Annotated in this window: 24 protein-coding genes and 2 riboswitches; of the genes, 18 read left to right on the top strand and 6 right to left on the bottom strand. The window is 71.3% G+C overall.

Annotated elements, in window-relative coordinates; genetic code table 11:
- The 11 genes from FDA94_RS37220 to cobM form a co-directional block, all read left to right on the top strand.
- Window positions 1–1,145, top strand: a 1,145-nt coding sequence (locus FDA94_RS37220; RefSeq protein ID WP_137251720.1) for an acyltransferase family protein, incomplete at its 5' end; no start/stop codon positions are given.
- 75 nt (window positions 1,146–1,220) lie between these two features.
- A complete protein-coding gene (gene dop, locus FDA94_RS37215; RefSeq protein WP_083977237.1) occupies window positions 1,221–2,738 on the top strand; it encodes a depupylase/deamidase Dop in 1,518 nt (505 codons plus the stop codon).
- Window positions 2,739–2,870: 132 nt separating this feature from the next.
- Window positions 2,871–3,013, top strand: a riboswitch (adenosylcobalamin (AdoCbl) riboswitch).
- A 14-nt stretch (window positions 3,014–3,027) separates the two neighbouring features.
- The gene (locus FDA94_RS37210) at window positions 3,028–3,210 is read left to right on the top strand and encodes a CbtB domain-containing protein (protein WP_137251726.1); all 183 of its coding nucleotides are present in this window, start codon (window positions 3,028–3,030) and stop codon (window positions 3,208–3,210) included.
- On the top strand, window positions 3,210–3,890 hold the full coding sequence (locus FDA94_RS37205; protein ID WP_137251719.1) for a CbtA family protein: 681 nt from the start codon (window positions 3,210–3,212) through the stop codon (window positions 3,888–3,890). The genes FDA94_RS37210 and FDA94_RS37205 overlap by 1 nt, the downstream gene beginning before the upstream one ends.
- A gap of 343 nt (window positions 3,891–4,233) precedes the next feature.
- Window positions 4,234–4,710: a histidine phosphatase family protein gene (locus tag FDA94_RS37200; protein WP_137251718.1), complete on the top strand. Its 477-nt coding sequence runs from the start codon at window positions 4,234–4,236 to the stop codon at window positions 4,708–4,710.
- 43 nt (window positions 4,711–4,753) lie between these two features.
- Window positions 4,754–6,691 carry a VWA domain-containing protein gene (locus tag FDA94_RS37195; protein WP_137251725.1) on the top strand — a complete coding sequence of 646 codons (1,938 nt, stop codon included), beginning with the start codon at window positions 4,754–4,756 and terminating at the stop codon, window positions 6,689–6,691.
- A 1-nt stretch (window position 6,692) separates the two neighbouring features.
- On the top strand, window positions 6,693–7,283 hold the full coding sequence (gene cobO / locus FDA94_RS37190) for a cob(I)yrinic acid a,c-diamide adenosyltransferase (RefSeq protein ID WP_137251717.1): 591 nt from the start codon (window positions 6,693–6,695) through the stop codon (window positions 7,281–7,283).
- Entirely contained in the window at window positions 7,277–8,581 is a 1,305-nt protein-coding gene (locus FDA94_RS37185) for a cobyrinic acid a,c-diamide synthase CobB (protein WP_137251716.1), read from the top strand. The genes cobO and FDA94_RS37185 overlap by 7 nt, the downstream gene beginning before the upstream one ends.
- Window positions 8,578–8,946: a PPOX class F420-dependent oxidoreductase gene (locus FDA94_RS37180; protein WP_137251715.1), complete on the top strand. Its 369-nt coding sequence runs from the start codon at window positions 8,578–8,580 to the stop codon at window positions 8,944–8,946. The genes FDA94_RS37185 and FDA94_RS37180 overlap by 4 nt, the downstream gene beginning before the upstream one ends.
- Window positions 8,939–10,099 (top strand): precorrin-6y C5,15-methyltransferase (decarboxylating) subunit CbiE, encoded by a 1,161-nt coding sequence (cbiE, locus tag FDA94_RS37175; protein WP_212735684.1) that lies wholly within the window; start codon window positions 8,939–8,941, stop codon window positions 10,097–10,099. The genes FDA94_RS37180 and cbiE overlap by 8 nt, the downstream gene beginning before the upstream one ends.
- A complete protein-coding gene (cobM, locus tag FDA94_RS37170) occupies window positions 10,096–10,833 on the top strand; it encodes a precorrin-4 C(11)-methyltransferase (protein ID WP_137251714.1) in 738 nt (245 codons plus the stop codon). Before cbiE ends, cobM begins: the two co-directional genes overlap by 4 nt.
- A gap of 16 nt (window positions 10,834–10,849) precedes the next feature.
- Here cobM and FDA94_RS37165 read toward each other — a convergent pair whose 3' ends face one another.
- From FDA94_RS37165 to FDA94_RS37150, 4 genes are read right to left on the bottom strand one after another with little or no spacing between them, the layout of a single operon-like run.
- On the bottom strand, window positions 10,850–11,572 hold the full coding sequence (locus FDA94_RS37165) for a cobalt-precorrin-6A reductase (RefSeq protein WP_137251713.1): 723 nt from the start codon (window positions 11,570–11,572) through the stop codon (window positions 10,850–10,852).
- Window positions 11,569–13,053 (bottom strand): precorrin-2 C(20)-methyltransferase, encoded by a 1,485-nt coding sequence (locus FDA94_RS37160; RefSeq protein ID WP_137251712.1) that lies wholly within the window; start codon window positions 13,051–13,053, stop codon window positions 11,569–11,571. The genes FDA94_RS37165 and FDA94_RS37160 overlap by 4 nt, the downstream gene beginning before the upstream one ends.
- Entirely contained in the window at window positions 13,053–13,673 is a 621-nt protein-coding gene (locus FDA94_RS37155; protein WP_137251722.1) for a precorrin-8X methylmutase, read from the bottom strand. Before FDA94_RS37155 ends, FDA94_RS37160 begins: the two co-directional genes overlap by 1 nt.
- On the bottom strand, window positions 13,667–14,668 hold the full coding sequence (locus FDA94_RS37150) for a hypothetical protein (protein ID WP_212735683.1): 1,002 nt from the start codon (window positions 14,666–14,668) through the stop codon (window positions 13,667–13,669). Before FDA94_RS37150 ends, FDA94_RS37155 begins: the two co-directional genes overlap by 7 nt.
- A gap of 49 nt (window positions 14,669–14,717) precedes the next feature.
- Window positions 14,718–14,883, top strand: a riboswitch (cobalamin riboswitch).
- Between the two features lie 33 nt (window positions 14,884–14,916).
- Between FDA94_RS37150 and cobN the strand changes: the two genes are divergently transcribed.
- The gene (cobN, locus tag FDA94_RS37145; RefSeq protein WP_137251711.1) at window positions 14,917–18,417 is read left to right on the top strand and encodes a cobaltochelatase subunit CobN; all 3,501 of its coding nucleotides are present in this window, start codon (window positions 14,917–14,919) and stop codon (window positions 18,415–18,417) included.
- On the opposite strand, the gene FDA94_RS37140 is transcribed toward cobN, so the two are convergent.
- Window positions 18,407–19,294, bottom strand: coding sequence for a serine/threonine-protein kinase (locus FDA94_RS37140; RefSeq protein WP_246060358.1), 888 nt, complete (start codon window positions 19,292–19,294; stop codon window positions 18,407–18,409). The two genes, cobN and FDA94_RS37140, sit on opposite strands and share 11 nt — an antisense overlap.
- A gap of 171 nt (window positions 19,295–19,465) precedes the next feature.
- A complete protein-coding gene (locus FDA94_RS37135; RefSeq protein ID WP_137251710.1) occupies window positions 19,466–19,870 on the bottom strand; it encodes a hypothetical protein in 405 nt (134 codons plus the stop codon).
- 165 nt (window positions 19,871–20,035) lie between these two features.
- On the opposite strand from FDA94_RS37135, the gene FDA94_RS37130 reads away from it, so the two are divergent.
- From FDA94_RS37130 to pafA, 6 genes are all read left to right on the top strand, one after another.
- Window positions 20,036–20,245, top strand: coding sequence for a ubiquitin-like protein Pup (locus FDA94_RS37130; protein ID WP_062340246.1), 210 nt, complete (start codon window positions 20,036–20,038; stop codon window positions 20,243–20,245).
- Window positions 20,246–20,456: 211 nt separating this feature from the next.
- Window positions 20,457–21,272, top strand: coding sequence for a proteasome subunit beta (prcB, locus tag FDA94_RS37125; RefSeq protein WP_030452399.1), 816 nt, complete (start codon window positions 20,457–20,459; stop codon window positions 21,270–21,272).
- 21 nt (window positions 21,273–21,293) lie between these two features.
- Window positions 21,294–22,088: a proteasome subunit alpha gene (prcA, locus tag FDA94_RS37120; protein WP_137251709.1), complete on the top strand. Its 795-nt coding sequence runs from the start codon at window positions 21,294–21,296 to the stop codon at window positions 22,086–22,088.
- 84 nt (window positions 22,089–22,172) lie between these two features.
- Window positions 22,173–22,553 carry a hypothetical protein gene (locus tag FDA94_RS37115; RefSeq protein ID WP_137251708.1) on the top strand — a complete coding sequence of 127 codons (381 nt, stop codon included), beginning with the start codon at window positions 22,173–22,175 and terminating at the stop codon, window positions 22,551–22,553.
- 259 nt (window positions 22,554–22,812) lie between these two features.
- Window positions 22,813–23,436: a hypothetical protein gene (locus tag FDA94_RS37110; RefSeq protein ID WP_137251707.1), complete on the top strand. Its 624-nt coding sequence runs from the start codon at window positions 22,813–22,815 to the stop codon at window positions 23,434–23,436.
- A gap of 70 nt (window positions 23,437–23,506) precedes the next feature.
- The gene (gene pafA, locus FDA94_RS37105; RefSeq protein WP_030452402.1) at window positions 23,507–24,865 is read left to right on the top strand and encodes a Pup--protein ligase; all 1,359 of its coding nucleotides are present in this window, start codon (window positions 23,507–23,509) and stop codon (window positions 24,863–24,865) included.
- Window positions 24,866–25,115 lie beyond the last annotated feature (250 nt).

The following is a 25,115-nucleotide window of genomic DNA, read 5'->3' as shown; positions in this document are numbered from 1 at the left end:
GGGGCCGGGGTGCGCCGCCGCCCGCGGTGCCCGGGGCCGAGCCGTCGACGGGGCTCGCGCCGCCCGTGCGGCAGCCTCGGCTGGTGGAGCTCGACCTGCTGCGGTTCGTGGCCGCGTTCGCGGTCATGGCGTTCCACTACATGGCGGCGTCGCGGTCGCTGTGGGACGAGTCGCCGGTCGTGCTGTTCGCGCCGGTCAAGTACTTCGCCACGCTCGGCATCCTCGGGGTCGAGCTGTTCTTCCTCATCAGCGGGTTCGTCATCCTGATGAGCGCCTGGGGGCACAGCCTGCGCAGGTTCGCCGTGTCGCGGTTCGCGCGGCTCTTCCCGGCCTACTGGTTCACCGTGATCGCCTTGTACGTGCTCTACACGTACACGAGCGTCGAATACTTCAAACCCAACCTGGACACCGTCGGCTACGTGATCAATCTCACGATGCTGCAGGAGGCGTTCGGCGTCATCCCGGCCGGGGGAGTGTTCTGGTCGCTCTGGGTGGAGCTGAAGTTCTACTTCCTGATCTCCATCGTGGTGATCATGGGCGTGAACCTGCGGCGGGCCCTGGGGTTCATGTGGGTGTGGCTGGCCGCGGCGATCTTCGCCGAGTGGCTGCAGAACGATCTGGTCACCGAGATCGTCATGCCCCGGCAGGCGCCCTACTTCATCGCCGGCATGGCCTTCTACCTGATCTACCGTGAGGGCTCCACCGTCACGCGGTGGGGGTTCGTCCTGGTCGGCTACGCCTGCTCCCTGTACGCGGCCCTGGAGCGCATGCAGAGCCGCATCGACCTCGTGGGGATCAAGAACTTCCCGGCGCCGCCGCCGGCCGTCATCGTGTGGATCACGGTCATCTACGTGCTCATGGCGGCCGTCGCCCTCGGGTGGCTGCGCTGGGTGCGGTGGCGGGCGCTGACGACCGTGGGGGCGCTCACCTACCCCCTCTACCTGGTACATCAGAACGTCTCGGCGGTACTTATCCCGGAATTCCGGGAATCTATAAATCCGTGGGTGCTCGCCGGGGGCACGATGCTGGCATCGATTCTTCTGTCGTATGCTGTATACCGGCTTGTTGATCGCCCAGGTCAGCGGTTGCTGCGCCGTCTGATGGGCAGGAGCCCAATGGAACAACGCCAGGCATCGGTGCCGTAACTGTCTGGTGGCCGGGCATAGTGAAGGGGCTAGGCTCGGGATATAAACGGCGGAACGACAGGCCATGGGGTGCGCATGACAGTCCGGCGGGTGATGGGCATCGAGACCGAGTACGGAATTTCCGTGCCCGGTCAACCAGGTGCGAATGCGATGGTGACCTCCTCGCAGGTCGTCAACGCATACCTGGCGGCCTCGGCCGCGCGCGCCCGCCGCGCCCGGTGGGACTTCGAGGAGGAGAACCCCCTCCGTGACGCCCGGGGTTTCGACCTCGCCCGTGAGGCGGCCGACTCCAGCCAGCTCACCGACGAAGACCTCGGCCTCGCCAACGTCATCCTCACCAACGGCGCCCGGCTCTACGTCGACCACGCCCACCCCGAATACTCCACGCCCGAATGCACCAACCCCCGGGCCGCGGTCATCTGGGACAAGGCGGGCGAGCGGGTCATGCACGACGCGGCCGTCCGGGCCTCGGGCATGCCGGGCAACGCGCCGATCCAGCTCTACAAGAACAACACCGACTCCAAGGGCGCCAGCTACGGCTGCCACGAGAACTACCTGATGCGCCGGGCGACCCCGTTCGCCGACATCGTGCGCCACCTGACCCCGTTCTTCGTCTCCCGCCAGGTCTTCGCGGGGGCGGGCAAGGTCGGCATCGGGCAGGACTCGCGCGGCGACGGCTACCAGATCTCGCAGCGGGCCGACTTCTTCGAGGTCGAGGTCGGCCTCGAGACGACGCTCAAGCGCCCGATCATCAACACCCGCGACGAGCCGCACGCCGACCCGGAGAAGTACCGCCGGCTCCACGTGATCATCGGCGACGCGAACATGTCGGAGATCTCGACCTACCTGAAGCTCGGCACGACCTCGCTCGTCCTGGCCATGATCGAAGACGGCTTCCTGACGGTCGACCTGTCGGTCGAGTCGCCGGTCGCCGCGCTGCGCGCCATCTCCCACGACCCGTCGTGCAAGCACATCGTGACGTTGCGGTCGGGCCGGAAGATGACGGCCGTCCAGCTGCAGATGGAGTATCTGGAGCAGGCCCGCAAGTACGTCGAAGACCGCTACGGCTCCAACGCCGACGAGATGACTAAAGACGTGCTCAACCGGTGGGAGTCGGTGCTGACCCGGCTCGCCGAAGACCCGATGCAGCTCTCGCGGGAGCTCGACTGGGTGGCCAAGCTCGAACTCCTCGAGGGCTACCGCACCCGCGACAAGCTGCCGTGGTCCCACCCGCGCCTGCAGCTCGTCGACCTGCAGTACGCCGACATCCGGCCCGAGCGCGGCCTCTACAACCGGCTCGTCGAACGCGGCCGGATGCAGCGCCTGGTTACGGAAGACGACGTGGAGCGTGCTATCGAAACGCCGCCCACCGACACCCGGGCCTACTTCCGCGGGCGTTGCCTGCGGCAGTACAGCGAGTCGGTGGCCGCGGCGTCGTGGGATTCGGTGATATTCGACATCCCGGGCCGCGAGTCACTGCAGCGGGTGCCGACCCTGGAGCCGCTGCGGGGAACCAAGGCGCACGTGGGCGACCTGCTCGACCGCTGCCGCACCGCGGCGGAACTGGTCGCGGCCCTGACGGGCGACTCCTGACCTGAGGTCCTCTGAGAGCCCGGGCTCATCTGGCCCGGGCTCTTTTGCGTACCTGTCAGGGCGAGGAGTTGATCTACTTTGTAAAGGGGCCGGGATCGTGTCGCCTTGACGGGTTTTGCCATATCGGGGTACGTTCGCCGGGAATTGTGGCGGCGTGAGGGAAACCGGTGAGAGTCCGGTACGGTCGCGCCACTGTGATCCATCGTCGATGGAGAGTCAGGTCACCACCCGCCACGTTGATCTACGACAGGGACGCGTAATCCCGGAGGAGGATCGTGGCGTGAGCCAGATGTCCAGCTCCCCAACCATTCCCGTTCGCACCTTGCTGCCGTGGTCGGCGGCGGTGCCCATCCTGCTGATCGTCGCCTATCTGGTGACGATGGACTCGGCGGGGGTGCTCGCCCAGACCGGTGACTTCCTGCATGAGCTCATGCACGACGGTCGTCATCTGCTCGGCGTTCCCTGCCACTGATGATCAAGGACTTGTTTCTCCGGGGCCTCGGCGCCGGAGCCGTCGCCGGGCTGCTCGCGGGGCTCTTCGGGTTCCTCGTCGGGGAGCCCTTCATCGACCAGGCCATCGCGATCGAGGAGGCCGCCGCCGGGGCGGGGCACTCGCACGCCGACGAACTGGTCAGCCGGGGCGGGCAGGCCTTCGGGCTGTTCCTCGCCACCACCCTCTACGGGCTCGTCGTCGGCGGGCTGTTCGCGCTCGCCTACGCCTTCGTCAAGGGCCGGTTCGGGCCCGCGAACGAGCAGGCGCTGGCCGTCACGCTGGCGGCCGGGGGGTTCCTGGCCGTCGTGCTCGTCCCGTTCCTGAAGTATCCGGGCAACCCGCCGGCCGTCGGCGACCCCGACACCATCGGGCAGCGGACCGTTCTCTACCTGGTGATGCTCGCCATCGGGCTGCTCGCGCTCGGCGCGGGGGCGGTGATCCACCGGCGGTTCGGGTGGGTCGCGGCCGTCCCGGCGTTCCTGGTGATCGTCGGGATCGCGTACGCGGTGCTGCCGGGGATTCAGGAGGTGCCGCCGGAGTTCCCGGCGGTGCTGCTGTGGAACTTCCGGGTGTCGTCGCTGGGCATGCAGGCCGTGCTCTGGGGCGTGCTCGGATCGGTGTTCGCCCTGCTGTCGGCGCGGCAGCGGGTGCGGGTCTGACCTCGGGTTCGACCTCAGGCGAGGACGGCGGCCACGCGACCGGCCGCCGGGTCTTGCCCGGCGGGCACGAACTCCCGGCGGCTCCACTCGGCGTCGTGGATCTCGGAGGGGCGCGGTCGAAGCCGGCCGTGACATCGCGGTGAATGGCGCGGGCCCCTCGTGAAGGCCGCGCGGTGTTCGTTTATCCGGATGGTTCTATGCGCGGATCGCATAAGGCGTTCCGAGGTCGTGAAGGAGCCGTCAGCGCGCATGCTCACGTTGGGGTCGCTCGGGAAGGCGATGTGGTGAACCTGGTGCGCGTCAGGCCGCGGGGCGGCCCGTGAAGGCGGTGCGGGTGACGTTGATGGCGCATCCCCTTACCGCGAGCCAGCGGGACGGGGTCTTTCCGGTCGCGGACGAACCGGCTGATCTCGCCCTGTTCGACTCCCCGACGGGAGCCATCCGGCTCATGCGAGGGCCCGAGGCCCGGTGTGATCTGCTTCCAGGGGCCGAGGTCGTGCCCGAGCTGAGGGATCTCGGCATGGGGAACTGGACGGGCCGGCGGCTGGCCGACGTCGATCCCCGCCAGCTGGCCCGGTGGGTCGGTGATCCTGAGGCCGCGCCGCACGGGGGCGAGTCCGTCGGTCAGTTGCTCGTCAGGGTGCGGGGGTGGCTTGACCGGCTCGACGGCGGGGCGGTGTTCGCGGTCACTCATCCGGGCGTCGTGCGGGCGGCTGTGTCCGTGGCCACCGGGGCGGACTATCAGCGGGTCGACGTGCCGCCGCTCGGGCGGGCGTCGCTCACCGGGGTGGGTGGCCGGTGGAATCTGCGGTTGCAGTGAAAGGAAGTCGGGAGTGACCTATCCGTTCAGCGCGGTTGTCGGGATGGACGACCTCAAACTGGCGCTCATCCTCAACGCCGTGTCGCCACGGGTGGGCGGGGTGCTCGTCCGCGGGGAGAAGGGCACGGCGAAGTCGACGATCGTGCGGGCGCTGGCCGAGCTGCTCCCGGCTGTCGAGGTCGTGCCGGGGTGCCGGTTCGCCTGTGATCCCGCGGCGCCGTACGGCCAATGCCCGGACGGCCCCCACGACGGTGGGAGAGAGACGCGCAGGGCCCGGCTCGTCGAGTTGCCCGTCGGGGCGTCGGAGGACCGGCTCGCCGGGTCGCTCGACCTGGAGAAGGCCCTCGCGCACGGGGTCGCCGCCTTCGAGCCGGGGCTGCTGGCCGCGGCGCATCGCGGGGTGCTCTACGTCGACGAGGTCAACCTGCTGCACGACCACCTGGTCGACCTGCTGCTCGACGCAGCCGCGCTCGGGACCTGCTACGTCGAGCGCGAAGGGGTGTCGGTGCGGCACGCCGCGCGATTCCTGCTGGCCGGGACGATGAACCCCGAGGAAGGCGAGCTGCGACCGCAGCTGCTCGACCGGTTCGGGCTGACGGTCGAGGTCCGGGCGTCGCGGGATCCGGGGGAGCGGGCCGAGGTGATCCGCCGCCGGATGTCCTACGAGCGCGATCCGGACGGGTTCGCCGCCGACTGGGCGGCCCGGGAGGGGGAGCTCGCGGCGCGGATCGCCGAGGCCCGGGAGCGGGTGGAGTCGGTACGCCTGCCCGACGCCGCCCTCAAGCAGATCGCGACCGTGTGCGCGGGGTTCGAGGTCGACGGGATGCGCGCCGACCTGGTGACCGCCCACGCGGCGGTCGCGCACGCGGCCTGGGCCGGCCGGGACAGGGTCACCACGAGGGACGTCCGCGAGGCGGCCCGCCTCGCCCTGCCCCACCGCCGGCGGCGGGACCCGTTCGACGCGCCCGGCCTGGACGAGAACAAACTCGACGAACTCCTCGACCAGTTCCCGGACGACCCTGACGACACGGACCCGCCGGACGGCCCAGACGATCAGGGCGACCCGACCGACGGCGATCAGCGGCACCAGAGCGAGGCCAACGACCAGAACCGGCCCCGGCCGGACCACAATGCCCAGAGCGCGGCCGATCAAGGCCCCCCTGATCCAGGCCAGACCGATCAAGGCCACGCCGAACCTGACCAGGCAGCACAGGGTGCGGCCGAGTCGTTCCAGGTCGCCGGCGCCCCCTACAAGGCCAGGCTCTTCTCCGTCCCCGGCGTGGGCGGCGGCGCCCCCGGTCGCCGATCCCGGGGCCGTTCGGCCAAGGGCCGCACCGTCGGTTCCCGCACCCCGCAGGCGAAGGTCACCCAGGTCCACCTGATGGCCACCCTCCGCGCCGCCGCCCACCGAGGCTGGCGGCAGGGACCCGTCAGGGCAACTGATCTGCGGGAAGCCGTCAGGGAAGGACGGGAGGGCAACCTCGTCCTGTTCGTCGTGGACGCCAGCGGTTCCATGGGCGCCCGCAAGCGCATGGGCGAGGTCAAGACCGCCGTCCTGAGCCTGCTGCTGGACGCCTACCAGCGCCGCGACAAGATCGGCCTGATCACCTTCCGGGGCGACTCCGCCGAACTCGTCCTCCCGCCCACGTCCTCGGTCGAGGCGGGCGCGGCCCGGATGCGGCTGCTCAAGACGGGCGGCCGCACTCCCATCGCCGCCGGGCTGGTCAAGGCCGCCGAGGTCCTGGCTGTGGAACGGCTCCGCGACCCGGCGCGGCGGCCGCTCGTGGTCGTCGTCACCGACGGCCGGGCCACCTCCGGCGACGCCGACCGCGCCGCCGCCCTCCTCAAGGACACCGCCTGCGTCGTCGTCGACTGCGAGTCGGGGCCGGTCCGCCTCGGGCTGGCCGCCCGGCTGGCGGTCCGGTTGACGGCGCCGGTCGTGGACCTGTCCGATGTCGCCCACGTCATGAAAGCCGCGTGAGATGCCGCAAGGTCAGCCGGAGAACGTCCCGAACGACGGCCTCACCACCCGCCAGCGCCGGACCCGGCCGCTGGTCGTCGTGCACACCGGGCCCGGCAAGGGGAAGTCGACGGCCGCCTTCGGCCTGGCGCTGCGCGCCTGGAACCAGGGATGGCCGATCGGGGTCTTCCAGTTCGTCAAGTCGGCCAAGTGGAAGGTGGGCGAGGAGGCGGCGCTGAAGGCGCTGGGCGAGATCGGGCCGCCGGTGACCTGGCACAAGATGGGTGACGGCTGGTCGTGGATCCGCAAGTCCGACGACGACCACGCCGCCAACGCCCGTGAGGGCTGGGCGCAGATCAAGCGGGATCTCACCGCCGAGACGTACCGGCTGCTGGTCCTGGACGAGTTCACGTACCCGATCAAATGGGGGTGGATCCCCGTCGAGGACGTCATCGAGACCCTGCGGAACCGGCCGGGGTCGCAGCACGTCGTCATCACCGGCCGGGACGCCCACCCCGACCTGGTCGCCTTCGCCGACCTCGTCACCGAGATGACCAAGGTCCGGCACCCGATGGACGCCGGGCAGAAGGGGCAGAGAGGCATCGAATGGTAGCCCGGCTGGTCGTCGCGGCGCCGTCGTCGGGAGCGGGCAAGACGACGATCGCGACCGGTCTGATGGCCGCCCTGGTGAACGCCGGCCTCACCGTCTCGCCGCACAAGGCGGGGCCCGACTACATCGACCCGGGCTACCACGCACTGGCGACCGGACGGCCCGGCCGCAACCTCGACCCGTTCCTCACGAGCGAGGACCTGGTCGCGCCGCTCTTCCTCCACGGCGCGCGCGACGCCGACATCGCGATCGTCGAAGGCGTCATGGGCCTGTTCGACGGGCTTCCGGACGGCTACGCCTCCACCGCCCACGTGGCCCGGCTGATCGACGCCCCCGTGGTCCTGGTCGTCGACGCCACCGGGCAGGGCCAGTCGGTCGCCGCGCTGGTGCACGGCTTCGCCGGGTTCGACACACGGGTGCGGATCGGCGGCGTCATCCTCAACCGGGTGGGCTCCGACCGCCACGAGGAGGTGTGCCGGGCCGCGCTCGATCACAGCGGCGTGCCGGTCCTCGGCGTCGTCCGCCGCACCCCGGGCATCGAGACCCCCTCACGCCACCTCGGCCTGATCCCGGTCGCCGAACGCCGCCGCGAGGCCCTGGAGGCCGTGGCCCGCCTGGGCGACCTGGTCGCGGAGAGCTGCGACCTGAAGGCGCTGGTCCGGCTGGCCCACACCGCCCCGGCGCTGCCCGGCGAGGCCTGGAGCCCCGGGCAGGCCGCCGAGCCCGCTCGCCGGCGGGTCGCCGTCGCCGGTGGGCCCGCGTTCACCTTCGGCTACGCCGAACAGGCCGAACTCCTCGAAGCGGCCGGCGCCGAGGTCGTCCCGTTCGACCCCCTCCGCGACGAACAACTCCCCGAGGGCGCCGGCGGCCTGATCCTCCCCGGCGGCTTCCCCGAGATGCACGTCCACGAGCTGGCCGCCAACGAGCGGCTCAAGCGGGAGATCGCCGCTTTCGACGGCCCGATTGTGGCCGAGTGCGGGGGGCTCCTCTATCTGGCCCGCGAGCTCGACGGTCACCCCATGGTCGGCCGCATCGACGCCACGTCGGAGATGTCGCCCCGGCTCACCCTCGGCTACCGCGACGCCGTCGTCACCCGCGACACCGTCATCGGCCGGATCGGTGAGCGGGTCAGGGGGCACGAGTTCCACCGGACCGTCACCGATCTCCCCGGTGAGCGGGTCTATCGCTGGCGCGGCGGCGCCGACGGGTACGCTGCCGGGCGGATCCTGGCGTCCTACCTGCACCTTCACTGGGCGGGGACGCCGGAGGCAGCGACGCGTTTCGTCAAGGAGTGCAGATGAGCTTCGAGGAGTTCTGGACCGAGCGGCACCTGTGCACGCTCACGACCCTGCGGGCCGACGGCACGCCCCACGTGGTGCCCGTCGGGGTGACCCTCGACGGCGACGTCGCCCGGGTCATCACCTCGTCGACCTCGCAGAAGGTGCGCAACGTCCGGAACGGCGGGAGCCGCGTGGCGGTCTGCCAGGTCGACGGCGCGCGCTGGTCGACCCTGGAGGGCGTGGCGACCGTCCACGACGACCCCGAGGCGGTCGCGCGGGCGGTGCGGCTCTACTCGGCCCGCTACCGCGAGCCGAGGGCCAACCCGCTCCGGGTCGTCATCGAGATCAAGATCACTCGTGAGCTGGGGAACGTGCGGCGTGACTGACGTGGTGGTCGTCGGCATCGGGGCCGACGGCTGGGCGGGCCTGGGCGAGCCGGCCCGGGAGGCCGTCGCGAAGGCGGAGGTCGTCGCGGGTTCCGAGCGCCAGCTCGCCCTGCTGCCCGACGTGCCGGGGGAGCTGCGGCCGTGGCCGGCCCCGCTGCTTCCCGCTCTGCGGGAGCTGCTCGACAGCGGCCGGCGCGTCTGCGTGCTGGCCAGCGGCGACCCCATGCACCACGGCATCGGCGCGACCATCGCCCGCCTGGGAGTGCCCGGGGTGCGGGTGATCCCGCATCCGTCGTCGGTGTCTTTGGCGTGCGCGCGGCTCGGCTGGCCCGTCGAGTCGGTGACGGTCGTCAGCATGGTCGGCCGCCCGCTCGCCGCGGTGTTCGCGCCCGGCCGCCGCTTCATCGTGCTCAGCGAGGGGAGCGGCTCTCCTGCCGTCGTGGCCGGGGCCCTCGAATCCGCCGGGTACGACCAGAGCTCGCTCACCGTCCTCGAACAGCTGGGCGGGCCGGGGGAGCGGATCGGCCCCCTGCGCGACGACGTCGACCCGCTGAACGTGGTGGCGGTCGAGTGCCGGTCGGCCGACCCGCTGCCGATCGTCCCGGGCCTGCCCGACGACGCCTACGACCACGACGGCCAGTTGACCAAGCGCGAGGTCAGAGCCGTGGTCATGGCCTTCCTCCAGCCGAACGGCCTGCTGTGGGACGTCGGCGGCGGCGCGGGCAGCATCGCCGTCGAGTGGATGCGCGCCGACCGCTCCTGCCGCGCGGTGACCGTCGAACGCGACCCGGTCAGGGCGGCCCGCATCGCGGGGAACGCCGCGAGGCTGGGCGTACCGGGCCTGAAGGTCGTCACCGGAACGGCCCCGCAGGCCCTCGCCGGGCTGGAGCCGCCCGACGCCGTCTTCATCGGCGGCGGCCTGACCACCGAGGGCGTCCCGGAGGCGTGCTGGCGGGCCCTCGGGCCGGGCGGACGCCTGGTGGCGACCGCCGTCACCGTGGAGTCGGAGGCCGTCCTGGCGGCCTGGCACCGCGCGCACGGCGGCGACCTCACCCGCCTGTCCGTCAGCCGGGCCGCCCCGGTCGGCGGCTTCACCGGCTGGCGTCCCGCCATGCCCGTGACCATCTGGTCGGCAAGGAAGGACCTCACGTGATCCGCTTCGTCGGCGCCGGCCCCGGCGCGGCCGACCTCATCACCGTGCGCGGGCAGCGGGTGATCGAGACCTCGCCCGTCTGCCTGTACGCCGGCTCGCTCGTCCCCGCCGACCTGCTGGCCCGGTGCCCCGCCGGCGCCAGGATCGTGGACACCGCCAACCTCGACCTCGACCAGATCCTCGCCGAGATGACCGGCGCCCACGAGCAGGGCCTCGACGTGGCCCGGCTGCACTCGGGCGACCCCTCGGTCTTCAGCGCCATGGCCGAGCAGATGCGGCGGCTCGACGCGGCCGGGGTGCCCTACGAGGTCGTTCCGGGGGTCCCCGCCTTCGCCGCCGCGGCGGCATCGCTCAGACGCGAGCTCACGGTCCCCGGGGTGGCCCAGACGATCATCCTGACCCGGACCTCCGAACGCGCCACCCCGATGCCGCCGGGGGAGGACCTCACGACGCTCGGCCAGTCGCGGGCGACGATGGTGCTGCACCTGGCCGTACAGCGCATCGAGCCGGTGACCGCCGAACTCGCCGGCGCCTATGGGCGGGACTGCCCGGTGGCCGTGGTCGCCTACGCCTCCCGCGACGACGAGGTCATCATCAGAGGGACGCTGGGCGATATCTCGGAACTGGTGCGGGCGGCGGGCGTCAAGCGGACGGCGGTCATCATCGTCGGCCGGGTCCTGACCGCGGCGCAGTTCCCCGACAGCCACCTCTACTCGGTGGCCCGCGCCCGCTGAGAGCGGCGCGGTCCCCCTATTCGGCGGCGTGCACCCAGGCGACCGCCTCGGCCACCGTCTCGACGTAGGGGACCTCGGCCGGGACCGGCGGACGCTTGACCATCACGACCGGCACGCCCAGCTCGCGCGCGGCCACCAGCTTCGCGCGGGTCAGTTCGCCGCCGCTGTCTTTGGTCACCAGGGTGTCGATGCGGTGCTCCCGCATGAGGGCCAGCTCGCCTTCGAGGGTGTACGGCCCCCGCGACAGGATGACCTCCATCGACACCGGGTCGTCCGGCGGATCGACCGACCGCGCCAGGAACCACACCCCGGGGATGCCGTCGAAGACGGGCAGGCTCCGGCGCCCGGTGGTCAGGAACACCCGCGTCCCCGGCAGCGACCGGGCCGCCTCCTCCAGCGAGGAGACCCACCGCCAGTCGTCACCGGGCTCCTGCGTCCAGCCCGGCCGCCGCAGCCCGAGCAGCGGGATCCCCGTCATCCCCGCCGCCTCGGCCGCCGCCTCGGACATCTTCGCGGCGAACGGATGGGTCGCGTCGACGACCACGTCGACGGGGTGCTCCCAGAGCCAGCGGGCCAGTCCGAGCGACCCGCCGAACCCCCCGATCACGACCGCCCCCACGGGCAGCCGGGGCGCCTTGACCCGGCCCGCCAGCGAGGTCACCACGACGTTCTCGGGATGCAGCCGGGCCGCCAGTTCGCGGGCCTCGGCCGTGCCCCCGAGGATGAAGACGCGTTTCATGCCGGGTAGCGGCGGGGCGTGAACACCACGCCGCCGGCCACGCGGGTGGTCGAGGAACCGATGATCAGCAGGCAGCGCATGTCCACCTCCGCCGGGTCGAGGTCGCCGAGGGTCGTCACCACGATCGTCTCCTGAGGGGTGCCCACCGCCCGCCCGACGACGACGGGCGTGTGCGCCGGGCGGTGTTCGAGCAGCAGGTCCCTGGCCACCCCGACCTGCCACGTCCGGGTCTTGGACGCCGGGTTGTAGATCGCGAGGACCAGGTCGGCGGCGGCCGCGGCGGAGATCCGCCGGGCTACCACGTCCCACGGCTTGAGCTGGTCGGACAACGACACCACACAATAGTCGTGGCCGAGCGGCGCGCCGACCCGGGCGGCCACCGCGTGCGCGGCCGTCAGCCCCGGCACGACCCTGACCGGCACGCCCGCGAACCGCTCCTGGGTGGCCGCCTCGAGCACGGCCGAGGCCATCGCGAACACGCCCGGGTCGCCCGACGACACCACCGCGACCCGCGATCCGGCCAGGGCCAGCGAGAGGGCGTGCTCGGCCCGTTCGGCCTCGACCCGGTTGTCGGTGGCGTGCCGCTTCTGGCGCGGGTTCGGCGGGACGCGGTCGAGGTAGGGGCCGTAGCCGACGAGTTCGTCGGCGGTGGCCAGGGCGTCCTGGGCCTCGGGGGTCAGCCAGGGGCGTCCGGCGGGGCCGAGGCCGACCACGGCCACCTCGCCGGGGCCCTCGTGGCGGGGGCGCTCGGGCAGCGGGAGCGGGGCGCCGACGGGGGAGGGCAGCAGCGCCAGCGAGAAGTAGGGCACCGACTCCGGGTCGACGTCGCGCAGCGGCGCGAGGCGCTGGGCGGCGGTGGTGGCGCGTTCGACGTACCAGGCGTCGTCGAGGCGGCCCGCCTCCTCCAGGGCGGCGCGGACCTTGGTGAACGTCCGGCCCAGCTTCATGATCGCGACCGGGCCGTCGCCGACGCGGGCGGCCAGTTCCTCGGCCGGGAGGGTGCCGGGCAGCACGGTCAGCGTCTCGTCGCGCTCGACCAGAGGGCGGCCCAGTGCCGCCGCCGCGCCGCTGATCGAGGTCACGCCCGGGACCACCTCGGTCGGGTAGCTTCCCGCCAGGCGCTTGTGCAGGTGCATGTAGGAGCCGTAGAAGAGCGGGTCGCCCTCGCACAGCACCACCACGTCGCGGCCCGCGTCGAGGTGGGCGGCCAGGCGGGCGGCGCAGGAGGCGTAGAACTCGTCGAGGGCGCCCTGGTAGCCGCCCGGGTGGTCGGTCGTCTCCGTCGTGACCGGGTAGACGAGCGCCTCCTCGATCTGGCCCTCGCGCAGGTGGGGGGCGGCGACCGAGCGGGCGATGCTGCGGCCGTGCCGGGCGCTGTGGTAGGCGATCACCCCCGCCTCGCCGAGCAGCCGGGCCGCCTTCACGGTCACCAGTTCGGGGTCGCCGGGGCCGAGGCCCACGCCATAGAGCGTTCCGGTCATCATTCCTCGTCACTGGCGATGGCGTTCAGGGCCGCCGCCGTCATCGCGCTGCCGCCACGGCGGCCGCGTACCACCAGAAACTCCAGGTCGGACGCGGCCAGCGCGTCCTTCGACTCGGCCGCGCCGATGAAGCCCACGGGGATCCCGATCACCGCCGCCGGTCGCGGCGCGCCCTCGGCGACCATCTCCAGCAGCCGGAACAGCGCCGTCGGCGCGTTCCCGACCGCGACCACCGCGCCGCCCATCCGCTCGCGCCACAGCTCCAGCGCCGCCGCGCTGCGGGTGGTCCCGAGCTCGGCCGCCAGCGCAGGGACGCGCGGGTCCGCGAGGGTGCAGACAACCTCGTTCTCGTACGGCAACCGCTTCCGCGTCACCCCCGCCGCGACCATGTTGGCGTCGCAGAGGATGGGCGCGCCCGCGTCCAGCGCCTTCCTGGCCGCCGCGACGACCCCGTCCGACCAGGCCATGTCGCCCGGCAGATCGGTCATGCCGCAGGCGTGGATCATGCGGACCGCGACCCGCGCCACGTCGGGCGGGAGGGCCGACAGGTCGGCCTCGGCGCGGATGGTGGCGAACGACTGGCGGTAGATCTCCGCGCCGTCCTTGATGTAGGTCACGATGCACTCCGCTGGTAGCCGGACGTGGTGGCGATCAGGTCCACGACCTCGCCCCGGGGACGGCCGCACTTCCGCCCGCAGCCCGACCAGTGGACGGGTACGCCGATGGGCTCCGCGTCCTTCTGGACGTCGCTCAGCGACTTCGCGCAGCCGGGGGAGCCGGTGCAGGCGGTGACGTGGAGCCAGGGGCTCTCGGGGTCGGTGATCAGCCCGTCGGGCAGGCGGGTGCCCTTCGGGACCAGGACGGTGCGCCACGGAGTGATCCGCAGCCACTCCGCCTCTGCCAGGACCGTCGCCTGTGTCGCGGTCAGACGGCCCAGGGGGGCCAAGACTCCGGTCGTGTCGCCGAAGTCGCCGACGTAACCGCCGGTCCGGGGCGCGGGCAGGTCTGCGGGAACACCGGGGAAGGCGCCCTCGGGGATGCGCCAGGCGCCGTCGGAGACCCGCAGGAAGTTCTGCGCGACGTGGACCGCCTCGTGGACCGCCTGAGCGGGCGGTAGCCGTAACCGAAGGTCGGTGGTTCCCGCGATTACGGCGAAGTGCTCACCGCGGGACATCAGCACCACGTCGGCGCCGAGACCCGCCACATCCCCCGAGCCGTCGTCGACTGCGAACAGGAACCGACCGGACAGATCGGCCAGTTCGGGCACGGCGCAGATCGCCGCGTCGAGGTCCCGGACCACCCCCCGGAACGCGGCCGAGCCGTTCAGCGGCGAGGCGACGATGTTGCGCACCCGCTCGTGCGACGGCGAGGGCAGCAGCCCCGCCGCCGCGACCGCCTCAGCGAATCCCGCCGGATCCTTGACCCCTCTGACCTGGACGTTCGCCCGAGACGTCAGCTCCAGCACGCCTCCGCCGGAGGCCGCGAGCACGCCGAGCTGCGCCCCAGTCAGGTCGCCCCCGGGCAGCCGGACGCGGGCCAGCGGCCCGTCGGCGGCGGGGTGGACCTGCAGCGCGCCGGGGCAGGCGTCGCGCGAGGAATGTCCGGTAATGGCCACGTCGAGGATGGTAAAGCCCACCGTGGGTCTTGCAAGCCGGGGGAGTCCCGTAGTCTCATCGGGCGACGGCACAAACGAGGAAGCCGGTGTGAATCCGGCGCGGTCCCGCCACTGTCACCGGGGAGCGAACCCCACCAACGGCCACTGTCACAGGGAAGGCCGGGGTGAGCCCTGATCCGGGAGCCAGGAGACTCGGCCGTCACCTGGACACACGACCCGGGGCGCGGACCCCGAGGGAGGGCTTCGCCATGATCGTTTTGCTGTCCACATCGGACACCGACCTCCTGAGCGCCCGCGCGAGCGGCGCCCCCTACCGCCTGGCGAACCCCTCCCGGACCCCCGACCCGGCCGCGTTACTCGACGACGCCGACGTGGTCGTGGTCCGCCTGCTCGGCGGCCGGCGGGCCTACGAAGAGGGCCTCGACACCCTGCTGGCCAGCGGGAAGCCGGTCGTGGTGCTGGGCGGCGAGCAGGCCCCCGACGCGGAGCTGATGGAACTGTCGACCGTGCCCAGCGGCGTGTGCGCGGAGGCGCACGCCTACCTGGCCCACGGCGGCCCCGCCAACCTGGCCGAACTCCACAACTTCCTGAGCGACACCCTGCTGCTGACGGGCCACGGCTTCGCCGCGCCGGCGGCGCTGCCCTCCTGGGGCCTCGGCGAGGCCGTCGAGGGTGAGGGGCCCGTCGTGGGGATCCTCTACTACCGCGCCCACCACGTCGCCGGCAACACCGCTTTCATCCAGACTTTGTCCGAAGCCATCGTGGCCAAAGGCGGCCGCCCGCTTCCCGTCTACTGCGCCTCCCTGCGCACCGCCGAGCCGGGCCTGATCGACACCCTGCGGCAGTGCGACGCCCTGATCGTCACCGTCCTGGCCGCCGGCGGCACCCGGCCCGCCACCGCGCAGGCGGGCGGCGAGGACGAGGCCTGGGACGTCGGCGCGCTCGCCGACCTCGACATCCCGATCCTCCAGGGCCTCTGCCTGACCACCGACCGGGCCACCTGGGAGGCCGCCGACGACGGCCTGTCGCCGCTCGACGCCGCCTCCCAGATCGCCATCCCCGAGTTCGACGGGCGCATCATCACGGTCCCGTTCTCGTTCAAGGAGATCGACCCCGACGGGCTCACCGTCTACGCCGCCGACCCCGAGCGCGCCGCCCGCGTGGCCGGGGTCGCGGTCCGGCACGCCCGACTGCGGCACATCCCCGTCGGCGAGCGCCGCGTGGCGATCATGCTGTCGGCCTACCCGACCAAGCACTCCCGCATCGGCAACGCCGTCGGCCTCGACACCCCCCGGAGCGTCGTCCGGCTGCTGAAGGCCATGGGCGAGGCCGGTTACGCGATCGGCGACTTCCCGGGCGTGGCCGCCCAGGACGGCGACGCGCTCATCCACGCCCTGATCGCCGCCGGCGGCCAGGACCCCGACTGGCTCACCGACGAGCAGCTCGCCGGCAACCCGGTCCGCATCCACAAGGACGACTACCGGGCCCACTTCGACACCCTCCCGGCCGACCTCCGCGAGGCGATGGAACGCCACTGGGGGCCGCCGCCGGGCGAGCTGTTCGTCGACGGCGACGACATCGTCCTGGCCGCCCTCCAGGACGGCAACCTCGTCGTCATGGTCCAGCCGCCGCGCGGCTTCGGCGAGAACCCCATCGCCATCTACCACGACCCCGACCTGCCGCCGAGCCACCACTTCCTGGCCGCCTACCACTGGCTGTCGTCCCGGTACGACGCCGTCGTGCACGTCGGCAAGCACGGCAACCTCGAATGGCTTCCCGGCAAGTCGGCCGGCCTGTCGGCCGCCTGCGGCCCCGACGCCGCCCTCGGCGACCTCCCGCTGATCTACCCCTTCCTCGTGAACGACCCGGGCGAGGGCACCCAGGCCAAACGCCGGGCCCACGCCACCCTGGTCGACCACCTGGTGCCGCCGATGGCCCGCGCCGACACCTACGGCGACATGGCCCGCCTGGAGCAGCTCCTCGACGAGCACGCCTCCATCGCGGCCATGGACCCCGCCAAGCTCCCCGCGATCCGCGCCCAGATCTGGACGCTGATCCAGGCCGCCCGCCTCGACCACGACCTCGGCCTCGACGACCGCCCCCACGACGCCGAGTTCGACGACTTCCTGCTGCACGTCGACGGCTGGCTGTGCGAGGTCAAGGACGTCCAGATCCGCGACGGCCTGCACGTCCTTGGCCAGGTCCCCGAGGGGGAGGCGCGCGTCGACCTGGTGCTGGCGATCCTGCGCGCCCGCCAGATGTGGGCCGGCGACCAGGCCCTCCCGGGCCTGCGCGAGGCCCTGGGCCTGACCGAGAACGGCGACGGCCGCGTCGAGGTGGACGAGGCCGAGGCCAAAGCGCGCGAACTGGTGGTCGCCATGGAGGCGGCGGGCTGGGACCCCGGCCACGCCGCGCGCCTGGCCGGCGACGGCCAGGTGGGGGACATCCTGAGGTTCGCCGCCACCGAGGTCGTGCCCCGCCTGAACGGCACCGCCGACGAGATCGCCAACGTCCTGCACGCCCTGGAGGGCGGCTACGTCCCCGCCGGCCCCAGCGGTTCGCCGCTGCGCGGGCTGGTCAACGTCCTGCCGACCGGCCGCAACTTCTACTCCGTCGACCCCAAGGCGGTGCCCAGCCGCCTGGCCTGGGAGACCGGCCAGGCCATGGCCGAGTCGCTCGTCGAGCGCTACCGGACCGACACGGGGGAGTGGCCCCGCTCGGTCGGCCTGTCGATCTGGGGCACCAGCGCCATGCGCACCTCGGGCGACGACGTCGCCGAGGTCCTCGCCCTGCTGGGCGTCCGCCCCGTCTGGGACGACGCCTCCCGCCGCGTCACCGGCCTGGAGGTCGTCCCGGCCGCCGAACTGGGCCGCCCCCGGGTGGACGTCACGGTCCGCATCAGCGGCTTCTTCCGCGACGCCTTCCCCCACGTGGTGGCGCTGATGGACGACGCGGTCAAGCTGGTGGCCGAGCTGGACGAGGAGGACAACTACGTCCGCGACCACGTCAGGGCCGACGGGTCGACGCTGCGCGTCTTCGGCTCGGCCCCCGGCGCGTACGGCGCGGGTCTGCTGCCGTTGATCGACAGCCGCACCTGGCGCGACGACCGCGACCTCGCCGAGGTCTACGCCGTGTGGGGCGGCTTCGCCTACGGCCGGGGGATCGACGGGGTGCCGGCGCGGGAGGCGATGGAGGCGGCGTACAAGAGGATCAACATCGCGGCCAAGAACGTCGACACCCGCGAGCACGACATCGCCGACTCCGACGACTACTTCCAGTACCACGGCGGCATGATCGCCACCGTCCGCGCCCTCACCGGACGCGACCCGAAGGCCTACATCGGCGACTCGACCAGGCCCGACGCGGTCCGCACCCGCAGCCTCAGCGAGGAGACCAGCCGCATCTTCCGCGCCCGGGTGGTCAACCCCCGCTGGCTGGCCGCCATGCGCCGGCACGGCTACAAGGGCGCCTTCGAACTGGCCGCCACCGTCGACTACCTGTTCGGCTACGACGCCACCACCGGCGTGGTCGCCGACTGGATGTACGACAAGATCGCCGCCACCTACGTCCTCGACGAGGAGAACCGCAAATTCCTCAGCGAGTCGAACCCCTGGGCCCTGCACGGCATCGCCGAACGCCTGCTCGAAGCGGCCGGGCGCGGCATGTGGGCCGAGCCCGACCCCGAGATCATGGCCGCCCTCCAGCAGGCCTTCCTGGACACCGAGGGCGACTTGGAATCTACATCGTAAAGGCGTCGGGCGGGAGGTAGTCGGCTCGCCGTCCCGGCGTCGCCGCCGCGATGCCCTCACGGTGTAACAGGCCCGCCAGCAGCAACGACACCTCGTTGCCCGGCAGCCGGTCGCGGGCCTGCCGCCGCAGCAGCCCGTTGAGCACGGGCACCAGCGCGCCGGCTTTCGAGGGCGGATCGGGGTCGCGGGTGGTGGCCAGGCCGAGCACCGACATGGCCGTGCCGAGGAAGGGCGGCCGCCCCTCGACGGCGGTGTAGATCGTCGCGCCCAGCGACCACAGGTCGGCCGCCGGGGTGGCCGGGCCGCCGCTCATCCGCTCGGGCGCGATGAAGTCGACCGTACGGGTGACCGGGACGGTCGTCGGCGCCGACGCCTCGTGTTCGAGGGCGGCGATGCCGAAGTCGGTCAGCACGACCCGGTCACCGGTCAGCAGCACGTTGGCCGGCTTGATGTCGCCGTGGACGACCCCGGCGTCGTGGGCGTGCCGCACGCCGGCCAGGAGCTGGTAGCCGATCCACGCCGACCAGTGGACCGGCAGCGAGCCCAGGTGCTCGATGGTCTGTTTGAGGGTCAGGCCTTCGAGGAATTCGGTCACGATGTAGAGGCGGCCGTTCTCCTCCAGCAGATCGTGGACCGTGATGATGGCCGGGTGGCTGAGCCGGGCGGCCGAGCGCGCCTCGTTGAGCGCCTTGCGGCGGGCCAGCTCCATGTCGGGCCGGTCGGTGCGGTAGGGCGGCTGGACTTCCTTGATCGCCACGTCGCGCTTCAGCAGCAGGTCGTGGGCCTGCCACATGATGCCCGAGCCGTCACGCCGGATCGGGATGGTGAGCTGGTAGCGGGCCCCCAGCAGCGTCTGCTTCGTGCGCGCGGGCTTCACCGGCGGACTTTTCACCGGCGGACCGGGAGTGCCCGACGTGGAGCTCCCATGGTGAGCCTGCGCCGTGTGCTTACCGATCTGAACCAACCACCTGTCTGACCCGAATCCGAGCTCCCCATGCGCTCAATATTCTGGTGGCCCGACGGCGGTTTCGCTCCGTATCCGGGAGATCTAGAGCAACCCGATTCCCAAGATGATCGTACCCGCCGCCAGCGAGGCCCCACCCAGACCGGTGAGCCAGATCAGGCGGTTGGGGCGGGTGTCGCCCGGTCGTACGACCGACAGGAAGAACCCCAGCGGCATCAGGATCGGCGCGGCCACGATGAGCCACTGCGCCAGAGACCGGAATCCGGGGGAGAGGTCGGCCTGGTCGAGGTAGATCAGGGCCACCAGGGAGAAGAGCACGAGCACCCCGGCGTGGGCGTGTCCGGCACGCCACAATCCCCGTCTGACGGGATTGTCCAGATATCCGGGTATACGTCCGAGTATGTGAGCGAGCAGACTGGCCCCACCGAAGGCGACGCCGGGCACGGTGATCAGCAGGATCCCGGCGGTGGTAAGGGTGGAGGGAGACATTCGAGCGCACCCCGTTCTGATTGGATAGTTGCACTGTCCGACGATTATTGGATAGCGAAACTATCTGGTCAACCCGTTTGAAGATCGCATGGCGATTCAGGCGAGTTGTCGGTCGGTTCGGGGAAGATATGAAACAGACACGTCCCCCGAGTGGAGGTATCACCGATGGCCAGCAGGGACAGCGGCGGTCAGAAGCAGACGGGCCGGCAGGAGACCGAGACCGAGCAGGTCGAGGAGCAGTCGGGAAGCGACGTCCAGGAGCGCCACGAGAAGCTCAGCGACGACGTCGACTCGATCCTCGATGAGATCGACGAGGTCCTCGAGGAGAACGCCGAGGAGTTCGTCCGGTCCTACGTGCAGAAGGGTGGCGAGTAAAGGGGCCAACGCCCACCTCGCCCACGTCCCTCGTCGCGGTCGCGGAACCCTCCGCCGGCCGCGACGAGTCGTTTGCGGCGAAAATTTCCGATCATGAACCCGGTTCGCGGTGAGCTGATCGGGAAGAGTGCAACCAGCGCTGTCACATGAGTAGGGTCGGCGTAAACAACACGACCTAGGAGGGAGTCGCGTGGCATCTCAGCAGGCCTGGATGAACAACCTCTTCACCAATACGGGTTCCTCGTCCTTCACCGAGTTCCTGCGTGGCTACGCCCCGGAGATGCTCCCGGGCAACCGCGACGCGCTGCCCGCCCCCGTCGGTGAGCAGATCCCCCATGCGACCACGATCGTGGCGGTCACGTGCGCCGGCGGCGTGGTGATGGCCGGCGACCGGCGCGCCACCTCGGGCAACATGATCTCCAACCGGGACATGGAGAAGGTCTTCCGGACCGACGAATACTCCTGCATGGGCATCGCCGGCACCGCCTCGACCGGCATCGAGATGGCCCGCCTCTACCAGGTCGAGCTCGAGCACTACGAGAAGCTCGAGGGCCGCTCGCTGTCGACCGAGGGCAAGGCCAACCGGCTGGCCACCTTCGTCCGGCAGAACCTCGGCGCCGCCATGCAGGGCCTCGTCGTGGTCCCGATCTTCGCGGCCTACGACGAGAAGATCGACGGCGGCCGCATCTTCGGATACGACGTCGGCGGCGGCCCCTACGAGCACCACCTCTACCACTCGATCGGCTCCGGTTCGATCTTCGCCCGCGGCTCGCTGAAGAAGCTCTACCGCGAGAACGCCGCACCCGACGAGGTCGTCCTCACGGTGCTGCAGGCGCTCTACGACGCGGCCGACGACGACTCCGCGACGGGCGGTCCCGACGTGACCCGCAGGATCTGGCCGGTCGTGGCGGTCATCACCGCCGACGGCTACCGCCGCCTGCCCGAAGAGGAGGTCTCCGCCGCGGTCGAGACCATACTCTCGGGCCGGATGATCGATCCCGACGGGCCGACCGCGCCGCTGCGCTAGAAAGGAACCCCACAGGTGTCCATGCCGTTCCCTTACGCGTCGCCCGAGCAGATCATGCGCGACCGCGCGGAATACGCGCGGAAGGGCATCGCCCGAGGCCGAAGCGTGGTCGTGGTCCAGTACGCCGACGGCATCCTGCTGGTGGCCCCGAACCCGTCCAAGGCGCTGCACAAGATCAGCGAGATCTACGACCGCATCGGCTTCGCCGCCGTCGGCCGCTACAACGAGTTCGAGACCCTCCGCCAGGCCGGCATCCGCTACGCCGACGTCAACGGCTACAACTACAACCGCAACGACGTCACCGCCCGCGCGCTGGCCAACGTCTACGCCAGCCAGCTCGGCATGATCTTCACCGACTCGATCAAGGCCCTCGAGGTCGAGATCGTCGTCGCCGAGGTCGGCGAGGTGGCAGAGCACGATCAGATCTACCGCCTCACCTTCGACGGCTCGGTCTTCGACGAGCAGGGCATGGCCGTCATCGGCGGCCAGTCCGACACCGTCGCGACCCGCCTGAAGGAGCGCTACCGTCCGGGCGCGCCCCTGGCCGAGGCCCTCGACGCCGCCCTGAGCGCGCTGACCGAACCGGGCGGCGAACGCCCTTCGGCCGCCCAGCTCGAGGTCGCCGTCCTCGACCGCAACCGCGAACACCGCAAGTTCCTGCGCCTCAGCGGCCCCCGCCTGGAGCGCCTCCTCACGCCCGCCAAGCCCGCCACCCCCGAGACCCCGGCCGCCCCCACGGCCCCCGAAGGCGGCCCCAAACCCCCGCCCACGGCCCCCGAGGGCGACATCGACACGGGCTCCGAGCCGCCGCTCTAACCGAACAGACGCCATATGGGGCCGCCCGCCGACATCGGCGGGCGGCCCCTGCATGGTCTGACGTATAGACGAGGAGCTCGCCCGATGGAGGCGGCCGGACCGATGACCGACGAGGAACTCGCCGCGATCGAGGAGCTGGTCGACGCCACGACTCCCGGGCCCTGGTACGTCCGCGACCTCGACGACGAGTACGCCATGTGCCTGGTCGCCGTCGGCACCACCCCCGCCACCGGGCGCGGCGAACGCCGGCCCCACTTCGACCACCACGAGATCGTGGCCGCCACCCTCGTCCAGCAGCCCCGCTATGCCGACGTCGCCGACGGACGCTGGGACGAGAACGCCCTGTTCATCGCCGAAGCCAGGCAGCACGTGCCCCGGCTGATAGCCGAGGTCCGGCGGCTGCGCCGACTTCTCGCCGAAGCGCGGCACGACCACGCCGAGCGCGGGGATGCAGAGATCCCCTGATGCCTTGGAAACCAGGTGTCCCATGACGCCATCACCGCTGTGCGCCGGCTCTGCACGCCGGCTGTCTCCTGACGGCATCCGCCGCCGGCGCCGAATCAGGAGGGTGGCCCGACGTGGTCGGGTGGCCGGCCGGGCGGAGCCGTAACGGAGAATCGGCTCTTTCCACGAACGGCGCGCGGCTTTTGAGCGGTTTTTCGGATTCCCCCATACAGCTCAACTTGCACGGACTTAACACGGGTTTCGCTAGGCTCGTCCCGCTATGACGATCACATTCCGGCGGGCCCTGCTGGCCCTGGCCGTCCTCCCGCTTGCCGCCTGTTCCTCGCCCGCCGAGACGGCGGCCCCCGCTCCCGCGGTCACCGCGACCGTCACCGCGACGGTCACGGCCTCCGCGCCGCAGCCGACGGAGACGGTGGCCGCGCCCACAGAGAGCGCCGCGCCGACCCAGACGCCCCAGGTGAGCGCCGACGTCGACAAGGAGGACCCGATCTCGGCCCGCACCCCGAAGATCAAGTCGGCCAAGTTCCAGTACGACGAGGGGCACGACTTCAACCAGATGTCCCCGAGCGCCGAGGGCGTGCTGCGCGGCCGGATCGTCTCCCTCGACGGCGACGAGGCCCGTTACGTGCCGGTCCGCTACGCGGGCGGCGACTTCGTCGGGCCCGAGGGCGGCATGACCTACGCCGCCCCGATCGCCCCCGACGTGGTGTTCCTCAGCGCGGTCGGCTGCAAGGGGAACGACCAGACGATCAACTCCGCCGCCCTCGGCACCGAGAAGTGCCCGCGCGAGCGGCTGCTCGAACTGGCGGGGCAGGGTGAGCCCACCGCGCTGATCACTGTGAAGAGTGGCCAGATCGTGAAGGTCGTCGAGATCTATTACTGAGGTTCGCGGGGAATGTAGACGACCATGAGTTTCCTACCGCACACGACGGATCTGGGAATAGGGTGAGGTGATGGATCGTCGCATCTTCGGGCTGGAGAACGAGTACGGCGTCACCTGCACGTTCCGGGGCCAGCGCAGGCTGTCTCCCGACGAGGTGGCCCGCTACCTGTTCCGGCGAGTGGTGTCCTGGGGCCGATCGAGCAACGTCTTCCTCCGCAACGGCGCACGTCTCTACCTCGACGTCGGCAGCCATCCTGAATACGCCACCCCCGAGTGTGACAACGTCGTGGAGCTGGTCACCCATGACAAGGCGGGCGAACGCATTCTCGAAGGTCTTCTCGTCGACGCCGAGAAGCGCCTCCGCGAAGAGGGCATCGCCGGGGACATCTACCTCTTCAAGAACAACACCGACTCCGCGGGCAACTCCTACGGCTGCCACGAGAACTACCTCGTCGGCCGTCACGGCGAGTTCGGCCGCCTGGCCGACGTCCTGATCCCCTACCTGGTCACCCGGCAGATCATCTGCGGGGCCGGCAAGGTGCTGCAGACCCCGCGCGGCGCCGTCTACTGCGTCTCCCAGCGGGCCGAGCACATCTGGGAAGGGGTGTCGTCGGCGACGACGCGCAGCCGTCCCATCATCAACACCCGAGACGAACCCCATGCCGACGCCGAGCGCTTCCGCCGGCTCCACGTCATCGTGGGCGACTCCAACATGAGCGAGACGACCATGCTGCTCAAGGTCGGCGCCACCGACCTGGTGCTGCGCATGATCGAGGCGGGCGTGGTGATGCGCGACCTGTCGCTGGAGAACCCGATCAGGGCGATCCGCGAGGTCTCCCACGACATGACCGGCCGCCGCCGGGTGCGGCTGGCCAACGGCCGCGAGGCCTCCTCGCTGGAGATCCAGCAGGAATACCTCGGCAAGGCGAAGGATTTCGTCGACCGCCGCGGCGGCGACGAGACCAGCAAGCGGGTCCTCGAACTCTGGGAGCGCACCCTGCGCGCCGTGGAGACCGGCGACCTCGACCTGGTCTCGCGGGAGATCGACTGGGTCACCAAATACCAGCTGATTGAACGTTACAGAAAGAAGTACGACCTCCCGCTCTCCTCGCCGCGGGTGGCCCAGCTCGATCTGGCCTACCACGACGTGCACCGCAAGCGCGGGCTGTTCTACCTGCTGCAGAAGCGGGGGTCGGTCGAGCGGGTCGCGTCCGACATCAAGATCTTCGAGGCGAAGTCGGTCCCGCCGCAGACCACGCGGGCGCGGCTGCGCGGCGAGTTCATCCGCAAGGCCCAGGAGAAGCGGCGCGACTTCACCGTCGACTGGGTCCACCTGAAGCTCAACGACCAGGCTCAGCGGACCGTTCTCTGCAAGGACCCATTCCGAAGTGTTGACGAACGGGTCGACAAGCTGATCGCCGGAATGTGATCTCCTTACGACGGGCAGACGGCGGGTTCGGGTAGTGTGACCCGAACCCGCTGTCATATTCCTGAGGACTTTCACATGCGCCGCCGCACGGCCATAACCGCCGCCGCACTTCCTTTGCTGCTGTCCGCCGTCGCGTGCGGCACCGCACAGAAGACGGCCACCGGAGCCAGCCCTACCGCCGCCGCCACGAGCGCCGCGCCCAGCGCGGCCGCCTCGTCGGGCGCCGCCGCGGCCGCCCCGGTCGGCCCCG

It is taken from the genome of Herbidospora galbida (assembly GCF_005233835.1).
Lineage (GTDB): Bacteria > Actinomycetota > Actinomycetes > Streptosporangiales > Streptosporangiaceae > Herbidospora > Herbidospora galbida.
The sequence above is the reverse complement of the archived record's forward strand: the minus strand, read 5'-3'. Positions and strand labels throughout refer to the sequence as shown.